The 21,907-nt window shown below is 73.0% G+C and carries 27 protein-coding genes; 16 read left to right on the top strand and 11 right to left on the bottom strand.

The window, feature by feature from the left end; translation table 11 throughout:
- Both K0V08_RS13365 and K0V08_RS13360 read left to right on the top strand, forming a co-directional pair.
- Complete coding sequence (locus K0V08_RS13365; RefSeq protein ID WP_079533624.1) at nt 1-477, top strand: GNAT family N-acetyltransferase; 477 nt, start codon at nt 1-3, stop codon at nt 475-477.
- 139 nt (nt 478-616) lie between these two features.
- Nucleotides 617-772, top strand: a complete 156-nt coding sequence (locus tag K0V08_RS13360) for a hypothetical protein (RefSeq protein WP_167435179.1) — start codon at nt 617-619, stop codon at nt 770-772.
- Nucleotides 773-784: 12 nt separating this feature from the next.
- Here K0V08_RS13360 and K0V08_RS13355 read toward each other — a convergent pair whose 3' ends face one another.
- Entirely contained in the window at nt 785-1,714 is a 930-nt protein-coding gene (locus K0V08_RS13355; protein WP_011931681.1) for an AEC family transporter, read from the bottom strand.
- A gap of 192 nt (nt 1,715-1,906) precedes the next feature.
- Between K0V08_RS13355 and K0V08_RS13350 the strand changes: the two genes are divergently transcribed.
- Nucleotides 1,907-3,607: a histidine-type phosphatase gene (locus K0V08_RS13350; protein ID WP_079531386.1), complete on the top strand. Its 1,701-nt coding sequence runs from the start codon at nt 1,907-1,909 to the stop codon at nt 3,605-3,607.
- Here the strand turns inward: K0V08_RS13350 and K0V08_RS13345 are convergent.
- From K0V08_RS13345 to K0V08_RS13335, 3 genes are all read right to left on the bottom strand, one after another.
- A complete protein-coding gene (locus K0V08_RS13345) occupies nt 3,604-4,047 on the bottom strand; it encodes an SRPBCC family protein (RefSeq protein ID WP_079531383.1) in 444 nt (147 codons plus the stop codon). The two genes, K0V08_RS13350 and K0V08_RS13345, sit on opposite strands and share 4 nt — an antisense overlap.
- A gap of 119 nt (nt 4,048-4,166) precedes the next feature.
- Nucleotides 4,167-5,870: an MDR family MFS transporter gene (locus K0V08_RS13340; RefSeq protein WP_079531380.1), complete on the bottom strand. Its 1,704-nt coding sequence runs from the start codon at nt 5,868-5,870 to the stop codon at nt 4,167-4,169.
- Nucleotides 5,867-6,538: a TetR/AcrR family transcriptional regulator gene (locus K0V08_RS13335; protein ID WP_050976283.1), complete on the bottom strand. Its 672-nt coding sequence runs from the start codon at nt 6,536-6,538 to the stop codon at nt 5,867-5,869. Before K0V08_RS13335 ends, K0V08_RS13340 begins: the two co-directional genes overlap by 4 nt.
- A gap of 207 nt (nt 6,539-6,745) precedes the next feature.
- Here K0V08_RS13335 and K0V08_RS13330 point away from each other — a divergent pair, with 207 nt between their 5' ends.
- Nucleotides 6,746-6,949 carry a hypothetical protein gene (locus tag K0V08_RS13330; RefSeq protein ID WP_011931676.1) on the top strand — a complete coding sequence of 68 codons (204 nt, stop codon included), beginning with the start codon at nt 6,746-6,748 and terminating at the stop codon, nt 6,947-6,949.
- A gap of 31 nt (nt 6,950-6,980) precedes the next feature.
- Here the strand turns inward: K0V08_RS13330 and K0V08_RS13325 are convergent, their stop codons facing one another.
- Genes K0V08_RS13325 through K0V08_RS13315 form a run of 3 tightly spaced genes read right to left on the bottom strand, consistent with a single transcriptional unit; the run spans nt 6,981 to nt 9,234 of the window.
- Entirely contained in the window at nt 6,981-7,691 is a 711-nt protein-coding gene (locus tag K0V08_RS13325; protein ID WP_079531377.1) for a DUF3349 domain-containing protein, read from the bottom strand.
- A 2-nt stretch (nt 7,692-7,693) separates the two neighbouring features.
- The gene (locus K0V08_RS13320) at nt 7,694-8,005 is read right to left on the bottom strand and encodes a hypothetical protein (RefSeq protein WP_011931674.1); all 312 of its coding nucleotides are present in this window, start codon (nt 8,003-8,005) and stop codon (nt 7,694-7,696) included.
- Nucleotides 8,006-8,016: 11 nt separating this feature from the next.
- Entirely contained in the window at nt 8,017-9,234 is a 1,218-nt protein-coding gene (locus K0V08_RS13315) for an inorganic phosphate transporter (RefSeq protein WP_011931673.1), read from the bottom strand.
- 128 nt (nt 9,235-9,362) lie between these two features.
- Between K0V08_RS13315 and K0V08_RS13310 the strand changes: the two genes are divergently transcribed.
- From K0V08_RS13310 to K0V08_RS13280, 7 genes are all read left to right on the top strand, one after another.
- Complete coding sequence (locus K0V08_RS13310; RefSeq protein WP_079531374.1) at nt 9,363-9,929, top strand: GNAT family N-acetyltransferase; 567 nt, start codon at nt 9,363-9,365, stop codon at nt 9,927-9,929.
- A gap of 137 nt (nt 9,930-10,066) precedes the next feature.
- Nucleotides 10,067-11,488, top strand: a complete 1,422-nt coding sequence (locus K0V08_RS13305) for a DUF6421 family protein (RefSeq protein ID WP_079533622.1) — start codon at nt 10,067-10,069, stop codon at nt 11,486-11,488.
- Complete coding sequence (locus K0V08_RS13300) at nt 11,485-12,114, top strand: SDR family oxidoreductase (RefSeq protein WP_079531371.1); 630 nt, start codon at nt 11,485-11,487, stop codon at nt 12,112-12,114. The genes K0V08_RS13305 and K0V08_RS13300 overlap by 4 nt, the downstream gene beginning before the upstream one ends.
- A 90-nt stretch (nt 12,115-12,204) precedes the next feature.
- Complete coding sequence (locus tag K0V08_RS13295) at nt 12,205-13,107, top strand: hypothetical protein (protein WP_011931669.1); 903 nt, start codon at nt 12,205-12,207, stop codon at nt 13,105-13,107.
- A gap of 6 nt (nt 13,108-13,113) precedes the next feature.
- Nucleotides 13,114-13,632 (top strand): adenylyl-sulfate kinase, encoded by a 519-nt coding sequence (locus K0V08_RS13290; protein WP_079531369.1) that lies wholly within the window; start codon nt 13,114-13,116, stop codon nt 13,630-13,632.
- Between the two features lie 20 nt (nt 13,633-13,652).
- A complete protein-coding gene (locus K0V08_RS13285; RefSeq protein ID WP_079531367.1) occupies nt 13,653-13,958 on the top strand; it encodes a DUF1905 domain-containing protein in 306 nt (101 codons plus the stop codon).
- Complete coding sequence (locus tag K0V08_RS13280; protein WP_079531364.1) at nt 13,958-15,109, top strand: amidohydrolase family protein; 1,152 nt, start codon at nt 13,958-13,960, stop codon at nt 15,107-15,109. The genes K0V08_RS13285 and K0V08_RS13280 overlap by 1 nt, the downstream gene beginning before the upstream one ends.
- Before the next feature lie 13 nt (nt 15,110-15,122).
- Here the strand turns inward: K0V08_RS13280 and K0V08_RS13275 are convergent, their stop codons facing one another.
- Nucleotides 15,123-15,479, bottom strand: coding sequence for a VOC family protein (locus tag K0V08_RS13275; RefSeq protein ID WP_011931665.1), 357 nt, complete (start codon nt 15,477-15,479; stop codon nt 15,123-15,125).
- Between the two features lie 168 nt (nt 15,480-15,647).
- Here K0V08_RS13275 and K0V08_RS13270 point away from each other — a divergent pair, with 168 nt between their 5' ends.
- Both K0V08_RS13270 and K0V08_RS13265 read left to right on the top strand, forming a co-directional pair.
- On the top strand, nt 15,648-17,405 hold the full coding sequence (locus tag K0V08_RS13270) for an MDR family MFS transporter (protein ID WP_172405748.1): 1,758 nt from the start codon (nt 15,648-15,650) through the stop codon (nt 17,403-17,405).
- Nucleotides 17,402-17,992, top strand: a complete 591-nt coding sequence (locus K0V08_RS13265) for a MarR family winged helix-turn-helix transcriptional regulator (RefSeq protein WP_079531362.1) — start codon at nt 17,402-17,404, stop codon at nt 17,990-17,992. Before K0V08_RS13270 ends, K0V08_RS13265 begins: the two co-directional genes overlap by 4 nt.
- 98 nt (nt 17,993-18,090) lie before the next feature.
- On the opposite strand, the gene K0V08_RS13260 is transcribed toward K0V08_RS13265, so the two are convergent.
- The 3 genes from K0V08_RS13260 to K0V08_RS13250 all read right to left on the bottom strand — a co-directional run bounded on the left by K0V08_RS13260 (nt 18,091) and on the right by K0V08_RS13250 (nt 19,971).
- Nucleotides 18,091-18,705 (bottom strand): hypothetical protein, encoded by a 615-nt coding sequence (locus tag K0V08_RS13260; RefSeq protein WP_011931662.1) that lies wholly within the window; start codon nt 18,703-18,705, stop codon nt 18,091-18,093.
- A 64-nt stretch (nt 18,706-18,769) separates the two neighbouring features.
- Nucleotides 18,770-19,345, bottom strand: coding sequence for a hypothetical protein (locus K0V08_RS13255; RefSeq protein WP_079531359.1), 576 nt, complete (start codon nt 19,343-19,345; stop codon nt 18,770-18,772).
- Nucleotides 19,346-19,470: 125 nt separating this feature from the next.
- Nucleotides 19,471-19,971 carry a MarR family winged helix-turn-helix transcriptional regulator gene (locus K0V08_RS13250; protein ID WP_079531357.1) on the bottom strand — a complete coding sequence of 167 codons (501 nt, stop codon included), beginning with the start codon at nt 19,969-19,971 and terminating at the stop codon, nt 19,471-19,473.
- Between the two features lie 63 nt (nt 19,972-20,034).
- On the opposite strand from K0V08_RS13250, the gene K0V08_RS13245 reads away from it, so the two are divergent.
- Genes K0V08_RS13245 through K0V08_RS13235 form a run of 3 tightly spaced genes read left to right on the top strand, consistent with a single transcriptional unit; the run spans nt 20,035 to nt 21,907 of the window.
- Nucleotides 20,035-20,565 carry a phenolic acid decarboxylase gene (locus K0V08_RS13245; protein ID WP_011931659.1) on the top strand — a complete coding sequence of 177 codons (531 nt, stop codon included), beginning with the start codon at nt 20,035-20,037 and terminating at the stop codon, nt 20,563-20,565.
- Entirely contained in the window at nt 20,565-21,353 is a 789-nt protein-coding gene (locus K0V08_RS13240; protein ID WP_079531354.1) for an alpha/beta hydrolase, read from the top strand. The genes K0V08_RS13245 and K0V08_RS13240 overlap by 1 nt, the downstream gene beginning before the upstream one ends.
- Nucleotides 21,354-21,385: 32 nt before the next feature.
- Complete coding sequence (locus K0V08_RS13235; RefSeq protein ID WP_079531353.1) at nt 21,386-21,907, top strand: GNAT family N-acetyltransferase; 522 nt, start codon at nt 21,386-21,388, stop codon at nt 21,905-21,907.

The following is a 21,907-nucleotide window of genomic DNA, read 5'->3' as shown; positions in this document are numbered from 1 at the left end:
ATGCCCTCCGTGACCGTGCGCCCCATGACCCCGTCCGAGTTCGCCGAGATGATGGCCGCCGCCGACGAGGACTACGCGGCCAGACAGGTCGAGGCGGGCCTCTGGCCGCCGGAAGGCGCCCTCGCACGGGCGACGGCGGAGACCGCGAAGTGGCTCCCCGACGGGATCCGGACGCCGCGCACCCTGCTCCTGCGCGGGCTCGACGAGCACGGCGTCGGGGTCGGCAGCGCCTGGGTCGCGCTCGACGATCCGAACGGCAGGCCCGACACGGCGTTCCTGTTCGAGCTCCTGGTGGATCCGTCCCGCCGCGGATGCGGGTACGGCCGCGCCCTGCGCGCCGCGGTGGAGGAGGCGACGCGCGCGGCCGGGGCCCCCGCGCTGGCGCTCAACGTCTTCGGCGCCAACCGGGTCGCGATCGCGCTGTACGCGTCGGCGGGCTACGGCGTGACGGCGCAGCAGATGCGGAAGGCGCTCTGAGGCGGATAGGGCCCTCCCCCGCTGCGCCCGCCTGGCCGCTCCCCGTCGCATCCGCCCCCGACCCGGTCGCGCGCGCCCGGACCTGGCAGGGTCGATGGGCCGGGATCCACCGATCCGCGCAGATCCCCCGAGGAGCACCATGCCGCTGATCCGTTTCCTGTTCGTCGCCGTCCCCGTGATCCGCCGCTTCCTGCGCAGCCGCCAGGGCAAGGCCGCCATGGCCAAGGGCAAGGCGCAGATGGCGAAGCGCTCGCAGAAGCGCGCCGCCCAGCGCGGCTCCACCGGCCGCCGCTGAGTCCTCGGGCCGCTACGTCCCGGGCGCGAGCAGCGCCGCGATCACCAGCAGCACCGGGATCGACGCGACCGTCGTGATCAGCACGGTGTCGCGCGCGAGGACCACGCCGCGCTCGTAGCGCGACGCGAAGTTGAAGATGTTCTGCGCCGTCGGCAGGCCCGCGATCACGGTCGCGGCGAACGTCTGCGGCGCGTCCAGGTGGAACGCGAACCGCGCCAGCAGGAACGCGGCGAGCGGCATGACCACCGTCTTGATCACCGAGGCCACGACGATCTCGCCGCGGCCGGATCCCGGCGCGAGCGGCTTCCGCCCCACGAGCGACATGCCGAACGCCATCAGCACGATGGGGATCGCCGCGCCGCCGATGAGGCGGAAGGGCTCGTAGATCGCATCGGGGACCTGCAGCCCGGTGATCGCGATGAGGATGCCGAGCATCGACGCGATGATCATCGGGTTCCGCAACGGCTGCGTGAGGATCCCGACCACCGACGCGGACCCGCGGCTCGAGATGTCGAGGACGGTGAGCGTGGTCGGCGCGAGCACCAGCAGCTGGAGCAGCAGCACGGGCGCGACGAGCTGCGCGTCGCCGAGCACGTAGATCGCGACCGGCAGGCCGATGTTGTTGGCGTTGACGTAGCTCGCCGAGGCCGCGCCGATGGTCGTCTCCGCGACCGGCCGACGGAAGAGGATCCGCGCCACGACCAGGTAGAGGATCGCCGCGACGGCCACCGCGCTCGCCGACGTGAGCAGGAAGGCCGAGAACACGACGTGCAGGTCGGCCTTGGCGAGCACCGTGAACAGCAGCGCGGGCGTCGCGACGAAGAACGCGACCCGGTTGAGGGAGTGCTGGGCACCGGGACCGGCGATCCCCGAGCGGCCGACGCCGTAGCCCACTGCGATGATGAAGCCGATGATGGCGAAGCCGGTCAGCACCCCGATCATCCGACTCCCCTCGCCCGCGTCCTCCCACCCTACGGGCGAGGCGCGGGCTCGACGGACGCCCCGCGCCCCGCCCGTTCAGCGCCGGGACACCGCCGCGTCACGCGATCCGCCTAGCGTCGGCCCCGTCGCGCCCGCGACCGACCCGCACCCGCCGCCGCGCCTCCCGCGCCGCGCCCGCTCCACCAGGAACCCATGCGCCTCCGCACCCGCCGCCGCCTGTCCGCCTCCGTCGCGCTCGCGCTGGCCCTCGGGATCGCCGCCGGCGGATCCGCCCTCCCGGCGCTCGCCGCGACCGGCGACGGCAGCGGCACCGGCGCCGCGACCGGCTCGGGATCCGCCGACCGCACGTACTACAGCAGCAAGACCCCCTACGCCCCGCAGGGCACCCCGGCCGACCTCGCGCCCGCGCCCGCCGGGTTCGCGCCCGTCTACACGGAGTCGGTCGCGCGCCACGGATCCCGCGCGCTGTCGAGCTTCAAGTACGACTCGCTCACCACGCAGGTGTGGGAGCAGGCGCGCTCCGAGGGCGCGCTCACGACCCTCGGCGAGACGCTCGGCCCGGAGGTCCAGAAGCTCACGGCCGCGAACCAGAAGCTCGGCTACGGCAACCTCACCGGCCAGGGCGCCGACCAGCACCGCGGCATCGGCGCGCGCGTCGTCCAGCGGCTCCCCACCCTGTTCGCCGGGATCGACGCGGGATCCGACACCGTCGCGCTCGAGAGCTCCGGCGAGGCGCGCGCCACCGCGTCGGGCAAGGCGTTCGCGGAGGGGCTGAAGCGCGCGGATCCGCTCCTCGCGTCGCACCTGCCGAAGGACATCGCCAAGGATCCCGACACGCTCTACTTCCACAAGTCGGCCGCCAACGCCGACTACCAGGCGTACGAGGACGGGCCCGCGGTGACCGCCGCGGTCGATGCCATCTACGCCCAGCCCCGCAGCCACGAGGCCGCGCGCCGCCTGCTCGAGCGCATCTACACGCCCGCCTTCGTCGACCGCCTCGCGGCCGGGCAGTACCACTTCGTCGACGGCGGCGACGGCGGCACCCACGTCGACGACGAGCTCGACGCCGCGATGATGCTCTACAACCTCTACATCATCGCGCCCGACATGACGGAGGAGGTCAGCGTCGACTTCGACCGCTACTTCACATCGGCTGGCGCGGGCGACGACGCGGACACCGAGTGGTTCGCGTACCTGCTCGACGCGGAGGACTTCTACTCGAAGGGCCCGGCGTTCCAGGGCAGCGACATCACCTACCGGATGGCGACGCCGCTCCTCGACGACTTCCTCGACTCGATGGACGCGCGCCTCGCCGGGTCCTCCACGGCCGCGACCTTCCGCTTCGCGCACGCCGAGACGATCATCCCGTTCGCGGCGCTCCTCGGCCTGCCGGGCTCGACGCAGCCGGTGACCCCCGAGGCCCCGTACACGTACGCGACCAACGCGTGGCGCGGCGAGACCGTCACGCCCATGGCCGCCAACGTGCAGTGGGACGTCTACCGGGACGCGACCGGCCGCGCCATCGTGCGCATGCTCTACGACGAGAAGGCGATCCCGTTCCGCGCGGGCTGCGCGCCCATCGCCCCCGGGTCGCTGTTCTACGACGCGGGCGAGGTGCGCCGCTGCCTGACGGCCGTTGCCGTGGTGGATCCCGGGACGACCGCGCCCGGTGCGTCCGACCCCGGCGCGCTCCCCGGATCGCCGGCCGCGATCGCCGCCGCCGACGCCTCCGCCTCCGCCGCCCGAGGCGACACCCTCGCCGCCACGGGCATGTCGGCCGACGAGCTGCCGTTCCTCGCGGTCCTCGCGTTCGCGCTCGGCGCGGCGGGGATCACCGCGGTCGGCGTGGTGCGGCGGCCGCGGCGCGAGCGGCCCGCCGACGACCCCCGCTAGGCGGTCGGCGCGACCAGCCCCTCCATCACGTCGAGGAACCCGCCCCAGCCCTGGATCGTCATCTCACGCTGCTCGGGCGTGAACTCGCCCGCGCGCTGCGTCATGGTCATGCGCGTGGCGCCGCCCGCGACCTCCTCGAGGTCGACCGTGAGCGGCGCGCCCGCGGGCTGGTCGGGCCGGTCCGTCATCGTCATCGCGAGGCGCGACGGCCGGTCGAGCTCGACATACTCCCCCGCCCAGTCGATCGATCCGCCGTCGGGCAGGCGCATCACCGCGCTCCACGCGCCGCCGACGCGCACGTCCATGCGCAGGGTGTCGAGCGGCACGTCGACCGCGGCGGTGCCGAACCAGGCGGAGAAGTCGGCCGGCGTGATCCACGCGTCGAACACGCGCTCCCGCGGGGCGGCGAACGTGCGGGTGATGACGATGGGCTCGGACACGGCGACCTCCGGCGGCTCTGCGGGACGGGACAGGCCGCCGCCCCTCAGGGGACGACGGCCCTGCCGTGAGTCGACCAGCCGCGGGCGGCCGTGTCAACGGGTGATCCCGTCGACGGGGATCAGCGCTCGGGGCGGCCGTCCCGCGCGTCGCTCGACGGCACCGCGATCCGCGACGCGTCGTCGGCCGCGTCCGGGCCGGTCGCCTGCGCCGGGCTCGTGCCGGCGCGGACGCCCGCGCGCTGCTCCGCCTCGAGCCGCTCGGCCTCCTCGCCGCCCACCGCCTCGCCGCGGGCGACGAGCCCGGCGACGTCCGACAGCGGGATCTGCTTGAGCACCAGCGAGAGCACGAAGGCGATCGCGATGAAGGGCACGAGGTACCAGAACACGGGAGCCAGCGCGTCGGCGTACGCGTCCACGATCCCGTCGCGCACGGCGTCCGGGAGCCCGTTCAGCGTCTGCGGGTCGATGCTGCTGGCCGAGGCCGCCGCATCCCCGGGCGCCGCGCCCGCCCCGGCGAACACGGTCGTGAGGTTCTCCGTCAGGCGCGTCGTGAACAGCGTGCCGAAGACGGCCGTGCCGAGCGCGGCGCCCACCTCGCGGAAGTAGTTGTTCGTGCTGGTCGCCGTGCCGATCTGCGCGGCGGGAACCGCGTTCTGCACGACGAGGACCACCACCTGCATGATCAGGCCGAGGCCCAGCCCGAAGATGAAGAGGAACACGCAGATCAGCCACACGGGCGTCTGGGCGGTGAGCGAGGTCATCAGCACGAGCGCGAGCATCGTCAGCAGCGTGCCGACGATGGGGAAGATCCGGTACCTCCCGGTGCGGCTGATGAGGATGCCCGACGTGATCGACATGCCGATGAGGCCAACCATCATCGGCAGGAGCAGCAGCCCCGAGACCGCGGCGGAGGTGCCGGTGGACATCTGCAGGAAGGTCGGCACGAAGCCGATGGCCGCGAACATCCCGATGCCGAGCGCGAGGCCGATGGCGGTCGCGTTCACGAATACGGGGTTCCGGAAGAGGCTGAGCGGGATCACCGGGTCGTCCGCCCGCGACTCCGTGAACACGAACAGCGACGCCGCGACCACGAGCCCGAGGCCCCACGCCCAGGTGGCGAGCGATCCCCAGCCGTAGGCCTTGTCGCCGCCGAAGTCGGTGAAGAAGATGAGGCACGTCGTGGCGAGCGAGAGCAGCACGACGCCGGCCACGTCGATCCGCTTGGTCGCCCTCTTGCTCGGCAGCGTGAGCGTGATGAACGCCACGACGAAGGCCGCGATCCCGATGGGGATGTTGATGTAGAACGCCCACTGCCAGGTGAGGTGGTCGACGAAGAAGCCGCCGAGGAGAGGTCCGCCGACCGCCGAGAGGCCGAAGATGCCGCCGAGCGGGCCGAGGTACTTGCCGCGCTGGTTGGCCGGGACGATGTCGGCGATGATCGACTGCGACAGGATCATGAGCCCGCCGCCGCCGAGGCCCTGCGCCGCGCGGAACACCACGAACGACCAGAAGTCGCCCGCGAACGCGCAGCCGACGGAGGCGAGCGTGAAGATCGCGATGGCCGCGAGGAAGAGGTTGCGCCGGCCGAGCACGTCGCCGAACTTGCCGTAGATGGGCATGACGATCGTGGTGGCGAGCAGGTAGGCGGTGGTGATCCAGACCTGGTGGTCGACGCCGCCGAGCTCGCCGACGATGGTCGGCATCGCGGTGGAGACGATGGTCTGGTCGAGGCTCGACAGGAGCATGCCGGCGATGAGGGCCGAGAAGATGATCCAGATGCGCCGCTGCGTGAGCAGGAGGGGCGCGGGGGCGGTGGCGGTCATGGGGTCCGTTCGTGCTGGCGGGTGGTCGCGGTGGTGGTGGGATGGGCAATCTCGCGGAGGGCGTCGAGGCGCCGCCGCAGGATGAGCTGTATGGGATCGGCGTTGCCGGGGGCGAGGAACTCGCGCGCGCTCGCCCGGCCGAGGGCGCCCATGATCTGGACGACGACGGACGCGCGGAGGTCGCCGGCCGGCAGCCCCTCGCGGCGTTCGACGAGGAGCACGTCCTTCGCCTCGTCCTCGACGGCGGCCTCGAGGGCGCGAACGAGGAGGCCGGGCTCACGGCGGAAGGCCGCGTGCATGTCCTGCATCGAGGTGCCGTCGGTGTCGAGGCGGGCCCAGCGCTCGAGGCACAGGTCCGCGAGGTCGTCGAGGAGGGTCGGCGAGAGCGCGGGATCCTCGGGGTCGCCGGCCGCGACGAACGCCTCCTCGAGGTCGGCGGTGTCGACGCGTGCGGAGCGCCCGAAGAGCGCGTCCTCCTTCGAGGCGAAGTAGTTGAAGAAGGTGCGGCGTGAGACGCCGGCCTGCTCGCAGACCTCCTCGACCGTGAAGCCCGCGAGGCCGTGCTGCGCGGTGAGGCGTCGGGCGAGCGTCGTGAGCTTCGCCGAGGTCTCCACCCGGCGGCGCTCACGCAGTCCCGTTCCCGTTGCACTCGTCGTCACGGAGTGCATCTTTGCACTACTGCAGCGCGAGTGCAAATCAAGCGACGGGGGCGCCGCTGTCGACCCCGGCACCGATCGTGGGGATGGTGGCCAGCACCCGGCGACGCCACGCGGATCCGAGATCCGGGCGGGTCGCACCTCCCGGAAGGCCGACCCGATGAAGTCCGACGCACTCGCCCGACGGCACCGCCCCGGCAGCCCGATCGCGGTGACGCGATGAGACGCTCGACGGCGCGGTTCGTCGCCGCGTTCGTCGTCATGATCGCCTCGGGCGCCGGCCTGATCGCGGTCATCCCCTCCGCCCTCGGGGCGGGCGTCCCGCTCGACGGGTGGATCCCGATCGCGCTCTGCGCCCTGTTCGCCGCGAGCGCCCTCGCGGCGTTCCGGGTCCGCCCCGCCGGAGGAGCGCGATACGACTGAGCCCCGGCGTCGCGGCGCCGCGGCGCGCGACTCAGATGCGGAAGCCCTCCGGCCAGCCGTGGGACTCGAGGTAGGCGCGCACGCGCTCGACGTCGGCGTCCGACGGCATCTCGGAGGTGACGCCCGCGATGGCGGAGGCGACGTCGAGGCGGCTGGCGGGCAGCCCTCCCTCGGACGCGAGCCGGGCGCTCACCTCCTGCACCTCCTCGTCGCTGAGGCGGCGGCGCAGGAGCGCGAGCAGCGGCACGAAGTCCTGCTCGGGCAGGCCGGCCGGGTAGCCCGCGCGCAGCCACGCGACGACGCGGGAGACGAGGCCCGTGCGCTCGGTCGCGCGCGCGTCGGCGGCGTCCGGCTCGTGCAGGTCCTCCGGGGATCCGAGCGGCCAACCCGCGGCCGCCAGCCGCGCCGAGACGCGCACCAGGTCCTCGGGCATCGCCGGGCCGAGCAGCATCGCCTCGACGCGCTCGCGGAGCCGGCTCCTGCCGATCTCCTCGCCGGCCGCGTCCGCCTGGACCGCGTCGTCGACGAGCTGGTCGACCACCTGCTCGAGCTCCTCGGCGGTGAGGCTGCGGCGGAGGATCCCGAGCAGCGGCACGTAGTCCTGGTCCGGCACGCCGGACGGGTAGCCCGCGCGCAGCCAGCCGACGACGCGCTGGACGATGCCGCGGTCGTGGCGGTCGGGGACGGCGACGCCGGTCGTGCCGTCGACGGGCCCGCCGGCCTCGGATGCGCTGTCGGTCATCGTCAGCCCTTCGAGGTGAAGGTCGGGATGACGTGCTCGAAGCTCACCGACTGGCCGAGGCCCGTCGCGATGATGAGCGTGAGTCCCGCGACCACGGCGAGGACGACGACCGCGTAGCAGAGGGCGCCGACCGCCTGGAGGACGACGGGCGGCATGCGGCGCGCGGAGTCGGATCCGGCGACGCGGCCGCTGGTGTCGGGACTGGCGAGCGCGAATGACCGCACGCCGAGCGCGAAGAGGGCGGGCAGGCCCGCGCCGAGGAGGAGGGCGACGAGCGCGACCTGGCCGACCGCGGAGAGGAAGAGGGGGAGCATGGCGGGGTCCTTCAGACGTCGGCGGGCTGGGCTGCGGGGCGGGCGGTCTTCTCGTCGGACCACTCGTCGTTGACGTTGTGCGCGCCGACGTCGTCCTTGCGCGAGCGGACGTAGACGGTGATCGACACGGCGACGAGCACGAGCGTCATCGCGATGCCGCCCGCCGCACCGCCGATGAGGTGGCCGAGCCACCACATGACCGCGCCGACGAGCGCGGCGGCCGGGAGGGTGATGATCCACGCCACGACCATGCGCAGCGCCACGCGCCAGCGCACCTGCGCGCCGGGGCGGCCGACGCCGGAGCCGAGGATGGATCCGGTGGCCACGTGCGTGGTGGAGAGCGCGAAGCCGAGGTGGCTGGAGGCGAGGATGACCGCGGCCGACGAGCTCTCGGCCGCCATGCCCTGGTGCGTGTCGATCTCGACGAGGCCCTTGCCGACCGTGCGGATGATCCGCCAGCCGCCGATGTAGGTGCCGAGGGAGATGGCGAGCGCGCAGCTGATCTTCACCCAGAACGGCACGGACTCGGTGTCGGTCCAGCCGCCCGCCGCGATGAGCGCGAGCGTGATGACGCCCATGGTCTTCTGCGCGTCGTTCGTGCCGTGCGCGAGCGAGACGAGGGAGGCGCTCCCGATCTGGCCGATGCGGAAGGTGCGGTCGAGGCCGCGCCCGGCGAGGTTGCCGATGATGCGGAACACCAGCCAGGTGCCGACGGCGGCCACCGCCCCGGCGAGGATCGGCGACATGAGCGCCGGCAGGATCACCTTGCCCACGACGCCGTCGAGCTTGGATCCGTCGCCCGCCCAGTTCACGCCGTTCAGCCCGAGGCCCGCGAGCGTCGAGCCGATGAGGCCGCCGAACAGCGCGTGCGAGGAGCTCGACGGGAGGCCGAGCAGCCAGGTGAGCAGGTTCCAGACGATGCCGCCGATGAGGCCCGCGAGCACGATGAGCAGCAGCGCGGATCCGCCGCCCTGGAGCAGCGCCGGGTCGGGGGCGCCCGACTTGTCCTGGATCTTCACGACCGCGTTCGTGACGGTGAGCGCGACCTCGATGCTGAGGAACGCGCCCACCAGGTTGAGCACCGCGGAGAGCGTGACCGCGACCTTGGGCTTCAACGCGCCGGTCGCGATGGACGTGGCCATCGCGTTCGCCGTGTCGTGGAAGCCGTTGGTGAAGTCGAAGGCGAGCGCCGTGATGACGACGAGCACGAGGAGAATGAATGGATCCACGGCGATGATCCTGCGCCCTGCTCGCGTGTCCCCTCTACGGGGGACCGTCGGGTTCACCGGCTGTTCACCCGCGCCTAAGGAGAAGCCGGCCCCGGCCGCCGTCGCTCGAACCGACCCGGAGGACCCGCATGCCCGACACCCCGCCCGCATCCCCGGCCGTCGCGCTGATCCCCGTCGACGTCGAGCGCGACCGCGACGCGCTCCGGGTGTTCCTGACCTCGAACGCGTTCCCGTTCCACGTGCGGCCCCGGCCGACGGCCGCGGACGTCGAGGCGCGCATCTCCGACGGCGACTTCGACGGCCCCGAGCACGCGGCCCTGTGGGTCGAGGTCGCGGGATTCGGTCGCGTGGGCCTCGTCGTGCTCGACGACCTCGAGGATCCGGGCGTGCTGTTCGACCTGCGCCTCGCGGAGGCGGCGCGCGGTCGCGGGCTCGGCGTGCCCGTCGTGCGCGCGCTCACGGACCACGTGTTCGGCTCGTACCCGCACGTGACGCGCGTCGAGGCGCAGACCCGCGACGACAACCGGGCGATGCGCCGCGTGCTCGTGCGCGCGGGCTTCGTGAAGGAGGCGCACTACCGCGACGGCTGGCCCGTGGTGGGAGGCGAGCCGCGCGCGTCCGTCGGCTACGCGGTGCTGCGCCGCGACCACGAGTCGGGGACCACGACGCCGGTTCCGACGGACGACGAGGCGTAGCCCTCCCCGCTCGCGCACGGATGCTGCGTGGCCGCGCCGATCCACGCGCGGATCCGGCACGCGGGACACGATCCCGCGCCGATCCCGCGGATACGGTGGAGGCACCGCACGCCACCCGCACGATCGGAGGTCGATCCATGTCCAGCGCCGCACCCACCGCAGCCGTCATCGGCGAGCCCGAGGTCGTCGAGGACGTCGCGACCGTCGCCTCCTCCCCCGCCTGGCTCGCCCTCAAGGACGCCGCCGTCGAGCTCCAGCCCATGCAGGTCAAGGACGGCTCGATCCCCGACGCCGCGCACCACGCGGAGGCCGCGCGGCTGATCCAGACCATCCGCGACGCCGTCCGCACGCTGGCCCCGCTCTTCCCGCACGACGCCACCTACCTCGCGGCGCTCGACGTGGACTTCGCGCGCTGGGTCGACGCGGGCCTCGGCGTGCCCGACTTCCTCGACTCCCTGAACGAGTTCCAGCCGCAGCGCGACCGCGTGGACGGGATCCGGCACCTCGTCGTCTTCCCGATGACCACGCAGAACGGCAGCGCGTCCAGGCTCGTCGAGGCCGTGCTCATCGAGGTCGTCTGGCCGGAGTTCGTGGCCGAGCTGGAGGCGGGCGACTACGGCAACGCGCTGTTCGTCCCCATCCGCTTCGTCGACTTCACGCCCGGGTACGACACCAACTCCGCGGTGCTGTTCCCCGAGACCGTCGCGATGCGCGAGATCCCGACCTTCACGTGGGGCGCGATCTTCGCCGACCGCGAGGCCGCCCGCTTCCGCCGCGTGGTGCGTCACGCCGCCGAGGTCACGAAGCTCGAGCTGCCGGACGACGCCCGGCGCCTGCTCGACGACCAGCGGCTCGCGGAGGAGACCTTCGTGATGTGGGACCTCATCCACGACCGCACGCACATGCGCGGCGACCTGCCTTTCGACCCGTTCATGATCAAGCAGCGGATGCCGTTCTTCCTCTACTCGATCGAGGAGCTGCGCTGCGACCTCACCGCGTTCCGCGAGGCCGTCGCGATCCAGCGCCGGCTCGCCGCGGTGGATCCCGCCGAGCGCACAGCCGCCGACGACGCGCTGCTCGAGCGCGCCGGCATGGTGCAGCACGCGGTGATCTTCGACCGGATCTTCCGCTTCGCCATCACCGGATCCCGCGTCCGCAACTACGACGGCCTCGGCGGCCAGCTGCTGTTCGCGTGGCTGCACCAGCACCACGTGCTGCACTGGACCGACACGCGCCTCACGATCGACTGGGACGACGTCGCCGACGTGGTCGTGGCGCTCGCCGACCGCGTGAACGACCTCTACTGGCGCTCCATCGACCGGCCGAAGACCGCGCACTGGCTGGCCGCGTACGCGATGGTCACCGAGACGGTCACGCCGCACCCGGCATCCACCTGGGCGAAGGGACCTGGCGCGCTGCCGCTCGACGGGCCGCCGAAGGGCCTCACCGACCTCGTGCTCGACGACGAGTTCCCGCTCAGCATGTTCTTCGAGGCGCTGGAGAAGAAGATGCGCGACGTCATCGGATCCACCGCCGGGATCACGGGGCAGGCCGCGTGAGCGTCGACGGCCGCGTGGTCGTGGTCGCGGGCGCCTCGAGCGCCGCGGGTCGCGCGGTCTGCGCGGAGCTGACGGCGGCGGGCGCGCGCGTCGTCGCGGTCGGCACCGACGCGGGCCGGCTCGCGGAGGTCGACTCCGAGCGCCGCGAGGTCTGCGACCTCGCCGACCACGCGGCCGTCGTGGAGCTGGCCGGCCGGATCCGCGCCGACCTCGGCGGCGTCGACGGCCTGATCCACCTGGTCGGCGGCTGGCGCGGCGGCAACGGGCTCGAGGGCCAGACCGACGACGACTGGGACTTCCTGCACGAGCGGCTCGTCACCACGCTGCGCAACACCACGCGCGCCTTCGACGCCGACCTGCAGGCGTCCGACGCCGGCCGTCTCGCCATCGTCTCGTCCACGGCCGTGCAGCGCCCGTACCCGGGCGGCGCGAACTACTCGACCGCGAAGATCGCGGCGGAGACGTGGGTGCGCGCGGTCGACCGCGGGTTCTCGAAGGCCGGCTCCCCCGCCCGCACGACGATCTTCGTGGTCAAGGCGCTCGGCGGCCTCGAGCGGGCGCTCGCCCGGCGGGTCGCGAGGCTGTGGACGGCCGTGCCGCCCGAGCGGGACCTGATCGAGGGCTGACGCGGCCGTTGCTCTAGCACACGGGGATCGCCCCGGATTGGGCACGTCCCGACCTCCCGTGGGCGCCGACGCGCGGTATACGTTCACGTGGTGACACCAGCCGCCAGAACAGCCGAGCACGACGCCTTCGGCCCGTGGATCGACACCGTCCGCACCCTCGACGAGGTCCCCCGCCTGTACCGCCCGCACGGCGTCGACCCCTTCGCCGTCCGTCTGGTGCTCAAGGTCCCGCGCGACATCCCGCGCCGCGACACCGACCCGACGATGGACCTGTACGACCACCTCCTCGTCGTCGGCGACCGCGAGCTGGAGGTGCTCTCGCGCGACGGATCCGCGTACACCGCCCGGCGCATCCCCTTCGCCGACATCGTGGCCGTGCGCGACCGCGTCGACCTGCTCGACGGCCTGCTCACGGTGCACGCGGTCGACGGCCAGGCCCTCCGTGTCCCGTTCAACGGAGCGTCCGCCGACGTCGTCGTGGAGCTGACCGAGCTGCTGATGACGCTCGCGGGCGAGTCCGCCGGGGTGCCGCACGCACGCCCGTCCGAGACCCGCGGTGCGACGCCCCGCATCGACGTGGGACAGGACGAGGCCGGCGTCGCGGCGGCGTACTGGGACCTGGCGGCGCGTGATCCGCAGCTCCGCTACCTCTCGTCGCGCCCCCGCACGCCGCTCGTGCCCACCGCCGACGGGCTCATGGGCGCGCTGCAGCGGCTCCGGCCGATGAGCCTCGCGGGTGCGGTGGCGGCGTGCTCGCCGCGCGAGCTGCTGATCCTCACCCGCCGCGACCAGGTCCTCCGCCGCCGCACCGCGACGCTCTCGATCGACCGCCTCCGGATCCTCCGCCACGCCATCTCCAGCACGACCGCCGAGCCGCACCCGCGCTGGGTCGGCATGTCGACGGTGACGATCCGCGCGGGCGCCGCGTCCTTCGAGGTGGTCGCGGCATCCGCGGACGAGCTCGAATGCGACCTCGTCACGGGCGGCTGCTGAGATGCGATGACGGACGCCGTGATCCTCACCGGCACCGTCGGCGCAGGCAAGACCACGACGATGCACGCGCTCGGCGCCCTCCTCGCCGAGCGCGGGATCCCGCACGCGCTGGTCGACATGGACGCCGTGCGCCTGCTCCGCCCGGCGCCGCGCACGGATCCGTTCCAGCAGGAGCTGGCGCTCCGCAACCTCGGCGACCTGTCGCGCAACTACCGCGAGGCCGGGGCATCGGTCGTGATCGTGGCGGCCGTGGTGGAGCGGGCGGAGGACCTGGTCAGCTACGCGGCCGCGCTCGGCTCGCGTGATCCGCTGCTCGTACGACTGACCGTCGACGCCGGTGAGGTCCAGGCCCGCATCGAGGAGCGCCATCTCGACGATGCGCACGCGCTGGCCTGGCACTCGGCACGCGCGCCCGAGCTGGCCGCGATCATCGACCGCGCTGGCCTCGGCGGCCACGCCATCGACACCACGTCCCGCACCCCCGCCGAGGTCGCCGCGGTCATCGCGGACCGCGCCGGCTGGTGAGCGCGCCCTAGGGTCGAGTGATGGCCGACGACCTCCCCCTCGACTTCACCGCGCCCCTCTGGGCGTGGGAGGCACGTCGCGCGCTCTGGACCTTCGTGAGCCTGCCCACCGACCTCGGCCCGATGCTCCGCGAACTGGGCGAGGCGGGCCGCCGCGGCTGGGGATCCGTCCCCGTCCGCGTCCGCGTCGGCACCACGACCTGGCGCACGTCCGTGTTCCCCCAGGGCGACGGCACGTGGATCCTGCCGATAAAGCGCGCGATCCGCGACGCCCACGGCCTCGAGGTCGGCGACGACGTGCACGTCGACCTCGAGCCGCTGCCCTGATGCCGGATCTCATCCTCCGCCGAGCCCGCGTATGGACCTCGCCCGACGAGACCATCTCCGGGCCTCAGGACGTGCTGATCCTCGCGGGCCGGGTCGCGGCCATCGGCGCCGTCGCGTCCTCCCCGGGCATCGCGGAGCTCGACCTCGGCGGCCGCGTCGTCACCTCGGGCTTCTGGAACTGCCACGTCCACCTGACCGGGCGCGTCTGGAGCCGCGCGTCGCGAGCGCCCGCCGAGGTGCAGGATTCTCTCGACGACATGCTGCTGCGCCGCGGCTTCGTCGGCGCCGTCGACCTCGGCTCGCTCCCCCGCACCACGAACTCTCTGATCCGCCGCATCGAGCGGGGCGCGCTGCGCGGTCCGCGGATCGTCACCGCCGGCGTCGGGATCCGGCCGGTGCGGGGGATGCCCTTCTACATGAGACCGATGGTGCCCTGGTTCCTGCGCGAGATGCTGCCCATGCCCGCCACCCGCCGGGGCGCGCGGCGGGCGGTCGCGCGGCAGATCCGCGGCGGCGCCGGCGTGGTCAAGCTCTTCACCGGCTCCTACGTCACGCCCGAGCGCGTGAAGCCCATGCGCCGGGCATTCGCCCGGGCCGCGGTCGAGGAGGCGCACCGTCGCGGGGCCCGCGTGCTCGCCCATCCGTCCGACCGCCGCGGGACCGCCGTCGCGATCGACGCGGGCGTGGACGCGCTGGCGCACGTCCCCGACGACACGGAGGGAACCGAGGCGCTCCTCGCCCAGGCCGCCGCCCGCGACATGCGCGTCGTCCCGACGCTGCACATGTTCGCCGCGACCGTCCGCCCGGACGAGGATTACGTCGGCCCCATCCGCACGGCCCTCGGCGGGTTCATCGCGGCGGGAGGGCACGTGCTCTTCGGCACGGACGTGGGCTACATGCCCGAGCGGGACACAGAACCGGAGCTCCTCGCCATGGAGCGCGCCGGGATGTCGGCCGCCGACGTCCTCCGCTCGCTCACCGTCGAGCCGTCCGCCTTCCTCGGCGAGGACGTGGCGGGGACCGGTCGCGTCGAGGTGGGCGGACGCGCCGACCTCACCGTCCTCGACGTCGAGTCGGCGCAGCGGCCGGCCGACCTCGCTCGGATCCGCGCGGTGATACGGGACGGCTCCCTCACGTGGTCGGCCGGCTGAGCGCTCGCCGCGCCTAGCTGGCGGGCGGCGTGTACAGCTGGAGGTCGTTGCCCTCGCTGTCCTGGAACGGGAGGATGCGGCCCCACTCGTGGTCGCTGATCTCGCCGGTGATCTCGGCGCCGCGGGCCTTGATCTTCGCGAGCTCGTCCTCGATGGAGCCCTCCGGCGTGAACGAGATGACCGCCCCGCCGCTCGACGAGCCGCCCGCCTCCTCGCGCGCGTTGAGCCCGATCATCAGGCCGTCCGCGTCGATCTCGCTCCAGTCCGCGTCCTCGCTCGTGATCGTGAGACCGAGCGTGTCGCGGTAGAACGCCACCGCCCGCGTCATGTCCTTGACGGGCAGCCAGACCGTCGCCACCGAATCGACCATGGGATTCCTCCTCGCATCGAGGCCGGTCGGTCGACCGGCTCTCCATCCCGGTCTACTCCGGACCGCGCGCCGCCTCCGGCCCGGGCAGCGGATCCACGGCCAGCCGAGATGGTTGACAACCATCCACCATCGGCATATGGTTGCCTGCAGTCAACTACCCGGAGGATCATGTCCCAGCACCACCCGGCCACCGCGCCATCCGCGAAGGCCCCCCGCCGCACCGTCTCGGCCGACGGATCCATGTCGAAGCGCCAGGTCCTCGAGTCCCTGTCGGGCCTCCTGCTCGGCATGTTCGTCTCGATCCTCGCCGGCACCGTCGTCTCGACCTCGCTGCCGATCATCATCAGCGACCTCAAGGGCGACCAGTCCGGCTACACCTGGGTCGTCACCGCGACGCTGCTCGCCACCACCGTGAGCACGCCGCTCTGGGGCAAGTTCGCCGACCTCTTCAACCGCAAGCTGCTCATCCAGCTCGCCCTCGGCACCTTCGTGCTGGGATCCGCGCTCGCCGGCTTCTCGCAGAACACCGAGACGCTCATCGTCTTCCGCGTGCTCCAGGGCCTCGGCGCCGGCGGACTCGCGGCGCTGAGCCAGATCATCATGGCCGACATCATCAGCCCGCGTGACCGCGGTCGCTACGCCGGCCTCTTCGGCGCCGTCATGGCCGTCGGCACCGTCGGCGGCCCGCTCCTCGGCGGCGTCGTGACGGACGCGTTCGGCTGGCGCTGGAACTTCTTCATCGCCCTGCCGATCGCCATCATCGCGATCATCCTGCTGCAGGTCACCCTCCACCTGCCCGCGCACCCGAAGCGCAAGGTGCACGTCGACTACCTCGGCGCGGTCTTCATCGCGAGCGGCGTCTCGCTCCTGCTCATCTGGGTCTCGCAGGCCGGCAAGCAGTTCGAGTGGGCCTCGGGCACCTCGTACCTCATGGCCGGCGGCGCGGTCGTCCTGCTGATCGCCGCGGTCGTCACCGAGCTCAAGGTCGCCGAGCCGATCATCCCGCTCACCATGTTCCGCAACCGCACGTTCACGCTCTCCGTGCTCGCGAGCCTCGCGGTCGGCATCTCGCTGTTCGGCACGTCGGTCTTCCTCGCGCAGTACATGCAGCTGTCGCGCGGCGCCACGCCGACCCAGTCGGGCCTGCTGACGATCCCGCTCATGGCCGGCCTGCTCATCTCGTCGACCGTGTTCGGCAACCTGATCAGCCGCCGCGGCAAGTGGAAGGCGATCATGATCACGGGCGCCGTGCTCATCGTCGCCGGCACCTCGCTGCTGTCCACGCTCCGCTACGACACCGACTTCGTGCTCGTGGGCATCTACATGTTCGTGCTCGGCGCGGGCCTCGGGATGCTCATGCAGAACCTCGTCCTCGTCGTGCAGAACGCCATCGAGGTCAAGAACCTCGGCGTCGCCACCAGCGCGGTCACGTTCTTCCGCAGCCTCGGCGGCACCGTCGGCGTCTCGGTGCTGGGCTCGATCCTCGGCACGATCATCGCGTCGGAGATCACCGCGGGCATCACGAAGCTCGCCCCCGCCGACCAGGCCGCCGCCGCGCAGGCGCTCGGCTCCGGCGTCATCCCGCAGGTCTCGCAGCTCAGCCCGGCCGTCCGCGTCGTGGTCGAGAGCGCGTACGGCGTGGGCATCGGCGACGTGTTCCTCTACAGCGTGCCGCTCGCGATCGTGTCGCTCATCGCGGTCATCTTCCTGCCCAACGCGCAGCTCGGCAGCAAGAACGCCGTGCAGCTGAAGAGCGACAAGGCCGCGTCGTCCGACGCCCGCGAGGTGCACCGCACCGACGCCGAGGACGCGCTGATCGGCGCGTCCGCCGGGGCCGTCGCGCTCACCCCCGCCGGCGAGGCGAACCCGACCGGGTCGATCCGGCTCCCCGAGGCCGAGGACGCCGGGGTCGACGCCCGCCGATGAGCGACGTCGACCGCTCCCCCGTGGGCGACGCAGCGGGTGACATCCCGGACGTCGCCGACGGGGCCGCCGAGGGGATCGCCGCCGGCATCGCCGAGGTGGAGGAGCAGATGACCGCCCTCGCCGCGCGCATCCGGGCGACGACCCGGGAGGCCGCTGCCAGGATCCACCCGGAGCTGCCGCCGATCGGCTACAAGATGCTCCGCGTGATCCGCCGCTGCGGCGCGGCCCACGCGAGCGCCGTCGCCGACCAGCTCGGGGTCGATCGCAGCGTGGTCAGCCGGCAGCTCCGCCAGCTCCAGGAGCTGGGGCTCGTGGAGGTCGGCGCAGACGCGCAGGACGGCCGGGTGCGCGTGCTCGCGCTCACGCCGACGGGCCGCATGGGGATCGAGGCGGACGACGCCCGGGGCGGCAGCCGCCTGATCCGCGGGCTCGGCGAGTGGACGCGCGCCGACCTCGACGCGTTCGCCGGCTACCTCGCGCGGCTCAACGCGGGGGCGTCGTCGGACGCCGTGCCCGGCCCGCTCGCCTGCGGCACAGACGCCGACGCGGCCGCCGAGGCCCCGTCCGCGTCCGTGCACGCGGCCTGACGCCGGGCGGGACGGCTCAGAGGATCACGACGCGCCGTCGGACGGGGATGCGCTCCCCGACCGGCGGCGCGTCGTCGCGTCCGGGGCGCAGTGCTGGATCACCCCTCTTCCTCTGCCAGTCCACGGGCGAATCCATCCAGCGCTCGCACCAGTCGCACCTCGTCGGCGTAGATGCCCCGCGAGATGAGCAAGCAGCTGTCTCCGACCTGCGACGCGTGGGGTTCGAGGATCGGGAGGACGATGATCGCGCCGAGGCCACGACCCACTGCCGCCACCGTGGCCGCCTGAGAGCGCTCCTCGTCTGCGTCGACGAGACCGTACGATGCGGCGGGGAGGCTCAGGAAGAACTCCGTGTAGCGGTCGAGGTCGAGGAGGGCTCCGACTTCCGGATCCCATCGAGGAGGTATGACCTCGCGGATGGCGGCGGAATCGCCCGCCTCCGCGGCGAGCCGGGTCGCGTGCAGTCGGTCAGTTCCTCCTGCGTGCCAGGCGATCGCCTCCAGCCAGTGACGTCGCACCTGCTGCCCGACCTCGACGCCGGCGACACCCTCGAGTCGAGCGGCAGGTGCTGCGGGCCAGCGAGACGGCGGGATCCCCGTGTCCGGCAAGGCCCAGACGTCACGGATGTACATGAGCTTCACGAGCCCGTCATCGTCGACGACGATCGACGGTCCGGACGCCGGCGAAGAGCGCATTCCTTCCTCGTTCAGCATCTCACGGGCCTCCCCACGAGCTCGCGGCTCTCGCCCTCGGGACCGTCGAAGACGAAGTCGACGCTCATCCGAAGGACGCCGTCGGCCCGGCCGAGTAGCAGACCCGGCCGTTGACCCCCACCACATGCGCAGTCAACGGGACGACCGCGACGCCTGGACCGACGAGCGTCGCAGCGGCCTGAGCAGACCAGGCGCCGCCGCTCGGCCCATCCCACGGGAACGTGTGAGAGGAGAACACCGACACGGCGTTCACGCGCCATGTCTTCTCAGCGACGGTGAAGGGGACTTTGTAGCCGGTCGTGACAGCCAGAGTGTCGTTGGACAGCTTGGCCGCGTTGACGAACGACGAGCCGCAGTCTCCCGGAGCGACGTTGTCGAGCACCGCCTGCCTCCTGGCTTCCGCGGAGACCGGCACGCTCGTCTGGCGCCCATCCGAGTTCGTCACGATGCGGTAGCCGTGCGCTTCGGCGACCGACGAGTCGGACCCGCGGAAGGACATGGGTGCACTCGCATAGGTGCCGGCGATGGGGGTCTCATCCCGGCTGGCGGCTTGGGCAGGAAGAGCCACGCAGGTCGATGCGGCGATGGCGGCCAGCGCCACGACGGTGGCGGCGCTTCGTAGACGGGCTCGCGATTCCATGGTGATCTCCTTTGATCAGGTTGCGGCGAGGGCACCAATATGACGTCCTGGCCGCCTGATCCGGCGATCCGTCCACAGGTGCCCGCAGGTCGCCACGACATCCCGCGCCTACTCCCATGCGACAGCTAATCGCCGCGGGTGGCCGGTCCGCCGGTGCGCCGGGGCTCTCCGCCGATCGCCGCGTGCAGGGCCTCGAGGGCCGGCAGCGCGCGGGCGATGGCGCGCCGCTCGTCGGCCGTGAGGCTGCGGAGCGCGCCCACGAGCACGCCCTCGGCCGAGCGGTCGAAGGTGCGCAGCAGATCCCGCGCGTGATCTGCGAGGCCCACCTCGGTGCTGCGGCCGTCGCCCTTCGCGAGGCGCCGGTCGACGAGGCCGTCCCGCTCCATGGCGAGGACGAGGTTGCTGATCGTGGAGCGCGCGAGGCCCAGCCCGCGGCCCAGCGCGGTGGGCGTCGCCCAGCCGGTGGTCTCGAGGCGGCGGAGCACCTCGACCTGCGCGTCGGGCAGGTCGGGGAGGTCGGCCGCGCTCCGCGACGCGTTCATGAGGCGGCGGCGGAAGGGTCCGAGCTCCGAGCCGAGGCGGCGGGCGACCGCCGCGAGCTCGGCGTCGGTCGGCTCGGAGGGCATGCCCCGAGGATACCCAGGCAGGTGCGCTTGTAACAAACGTATTCCGGTGTCAGGATCGTATGCATGGAGAACATCACCACGAGCGTCGAGCACCCCGTGCCCGCTCAGGACCTCAGCCCCCTCGTCGGACACCGTCTCATCTACACGTACGCCAACGGCTGGCAGTACGAGATGTACGTGAAGAACGCCACGACCATCGACTACCGCATCCACTCCGGCATGGTCGGCGGCCGCTGGGTGAAGGACCAGACGGTCGACCTCGTCGCCCTCGCCGACGGCGTCTTCAAGGTCTCATGGAACGAGCCGACGGGTACGAGCGTCGTCGTCAACATCATCCCGGCCGCGCGCGTGCTGCACGGCACGATCTTCTTCCCGCGCTGGGTCGAGGAGGACGGATCGAAGACGGTGCTCTTCCAGAACGACCACCTCGACCAGATGCGCGCGCACCGCGACGCGGGGCCCACGTACCCGATCTACGTCGTGCCGGAGTTCGCGCACATCACCCTCGACGAGTTCGTGGGCGCGGACGACGAGACCGTCGTCGACACGGCGCCCGGCGACCTCCCGGCCGGGTTCGCCGACCGACGCAACTGATGGCCCGGGCCGCCGGCCGGGTCGCCCCGCTCGAGCTCGACCACGGCGGGCTCACCCTCCGCGGTTGGGAGCACGGCACCGTGCGGCCCGGGGCTCCCGCGGCGCTCCTCGTGCACGGCTTCGGCGACTCGGGCACCGGCGGCCACGGCCTGTGGGTGCCCGTCGCCCGGGCACTGGCCGCGTCCGGCACGGCGGCGCGCGCCTACGACCGGATCGGGCACGGCGTGAGCGACGGCGACTTCGCCGACGTGCGCCTGCTCGACGAGGTCGACCAGGTGACCGCGATGATCCGCGCCCTCGCCCGGGACGCGGGCGGCCCCGTGCACGTGGTCGCCCACAGCCTCGGCGGCGTCGAGTCGGCGCTGGCCGCGGCGCGCGCACCCGAGCTCGTCGCGAGCCTCACGCTGTGGTCGCCGGCCGGTGTGGTGGTCGACGACATCACGGTGCACGGTCGCGTCATGAGCGTGCCGCTCGCGCCGTCCCGCGAGCGCGGCGTCGTCGACGTCGCCGGCATGGGCCTCGGCCTGGGCTTCCCGGACGAGGTGCTCGCGGGCGTCGACGTCTACGGGCCGGTCGAGGGATACCCGGGCCCGGTCGACGTGCTGCACGGCACGGCCGACGAGGTCGTGCCGGTCTCGTACGGCGCGCGCTACGGCGAGCTCATGCCGGGCGCGGCCTTCACCGCCGTGGAGGGCGCGGATCACGGCTGGTCGTCGGTGGAGCTGCGCCGGATGCTGGTCGAGCGGCTGCTCGCGCACGTGGCGCGGGCGTCGGGCGCGGCTGCGTAGCCGCCGTGCTGCTCGGCGGGGAGGATGGGGGCGTGCTCGCCGACCTCGCCCTCCCCGTCCCGCTCGCCGCGCGCGTCGACGGGGTGATCCTCCGCCGTGCGACCGTGGCCGACCTCGCGGAGCTGATGCGGCTGCTCGCCGACGACCCGGTGAGCGCAGGGCGCGGCGATCGGGCGGATCCGGGCGACGCCGACCTCTACCGCGACGCCCTCGCGCGCATCCTCGCCGACCCCGCGAACGACCTGCTCGTCGCGGCCGACGCGGGCGGCGCGGTCGTCGGCACGCTGCAGCTCACGCGGATCCCCGGCATGGCCCGGCGCGGCGCCTCCCGCCTCCAGGTGGAGGCCGTGCGCGTGCGGAGCGACCTGCGTTCGGCCGGCATCGGCGGCGCCATGATGCGGTGGGTCGCCGACGCCGCAGCGCCCGCCCTCGGCACGCCCCTCGTGCAGCTCACCTCGGACGCCGCGCGCGTCGACGCCCACCGCTTCTACGAGCGGCTCGGGTACGCGCGCTCGCATGTCGGGTTCAAGCTGCGGATCCCCGGCGGCGCGTAG

It is taken from the genome of Clavibacter michiganensis (assembly GCF_021216655.1).
Taxonomy (GTDB): domain Bacteria; phylum Actinomycetota; class Actinomycetes; order Actinomycetales; family Microbacteriaceae; genus Clavibacter; species Clavibacter michiganensis.
Note: the sequence above shows the minus strand (reverse complement) of the source record. Positions and strands in the feature narration are given on the sequence as shown.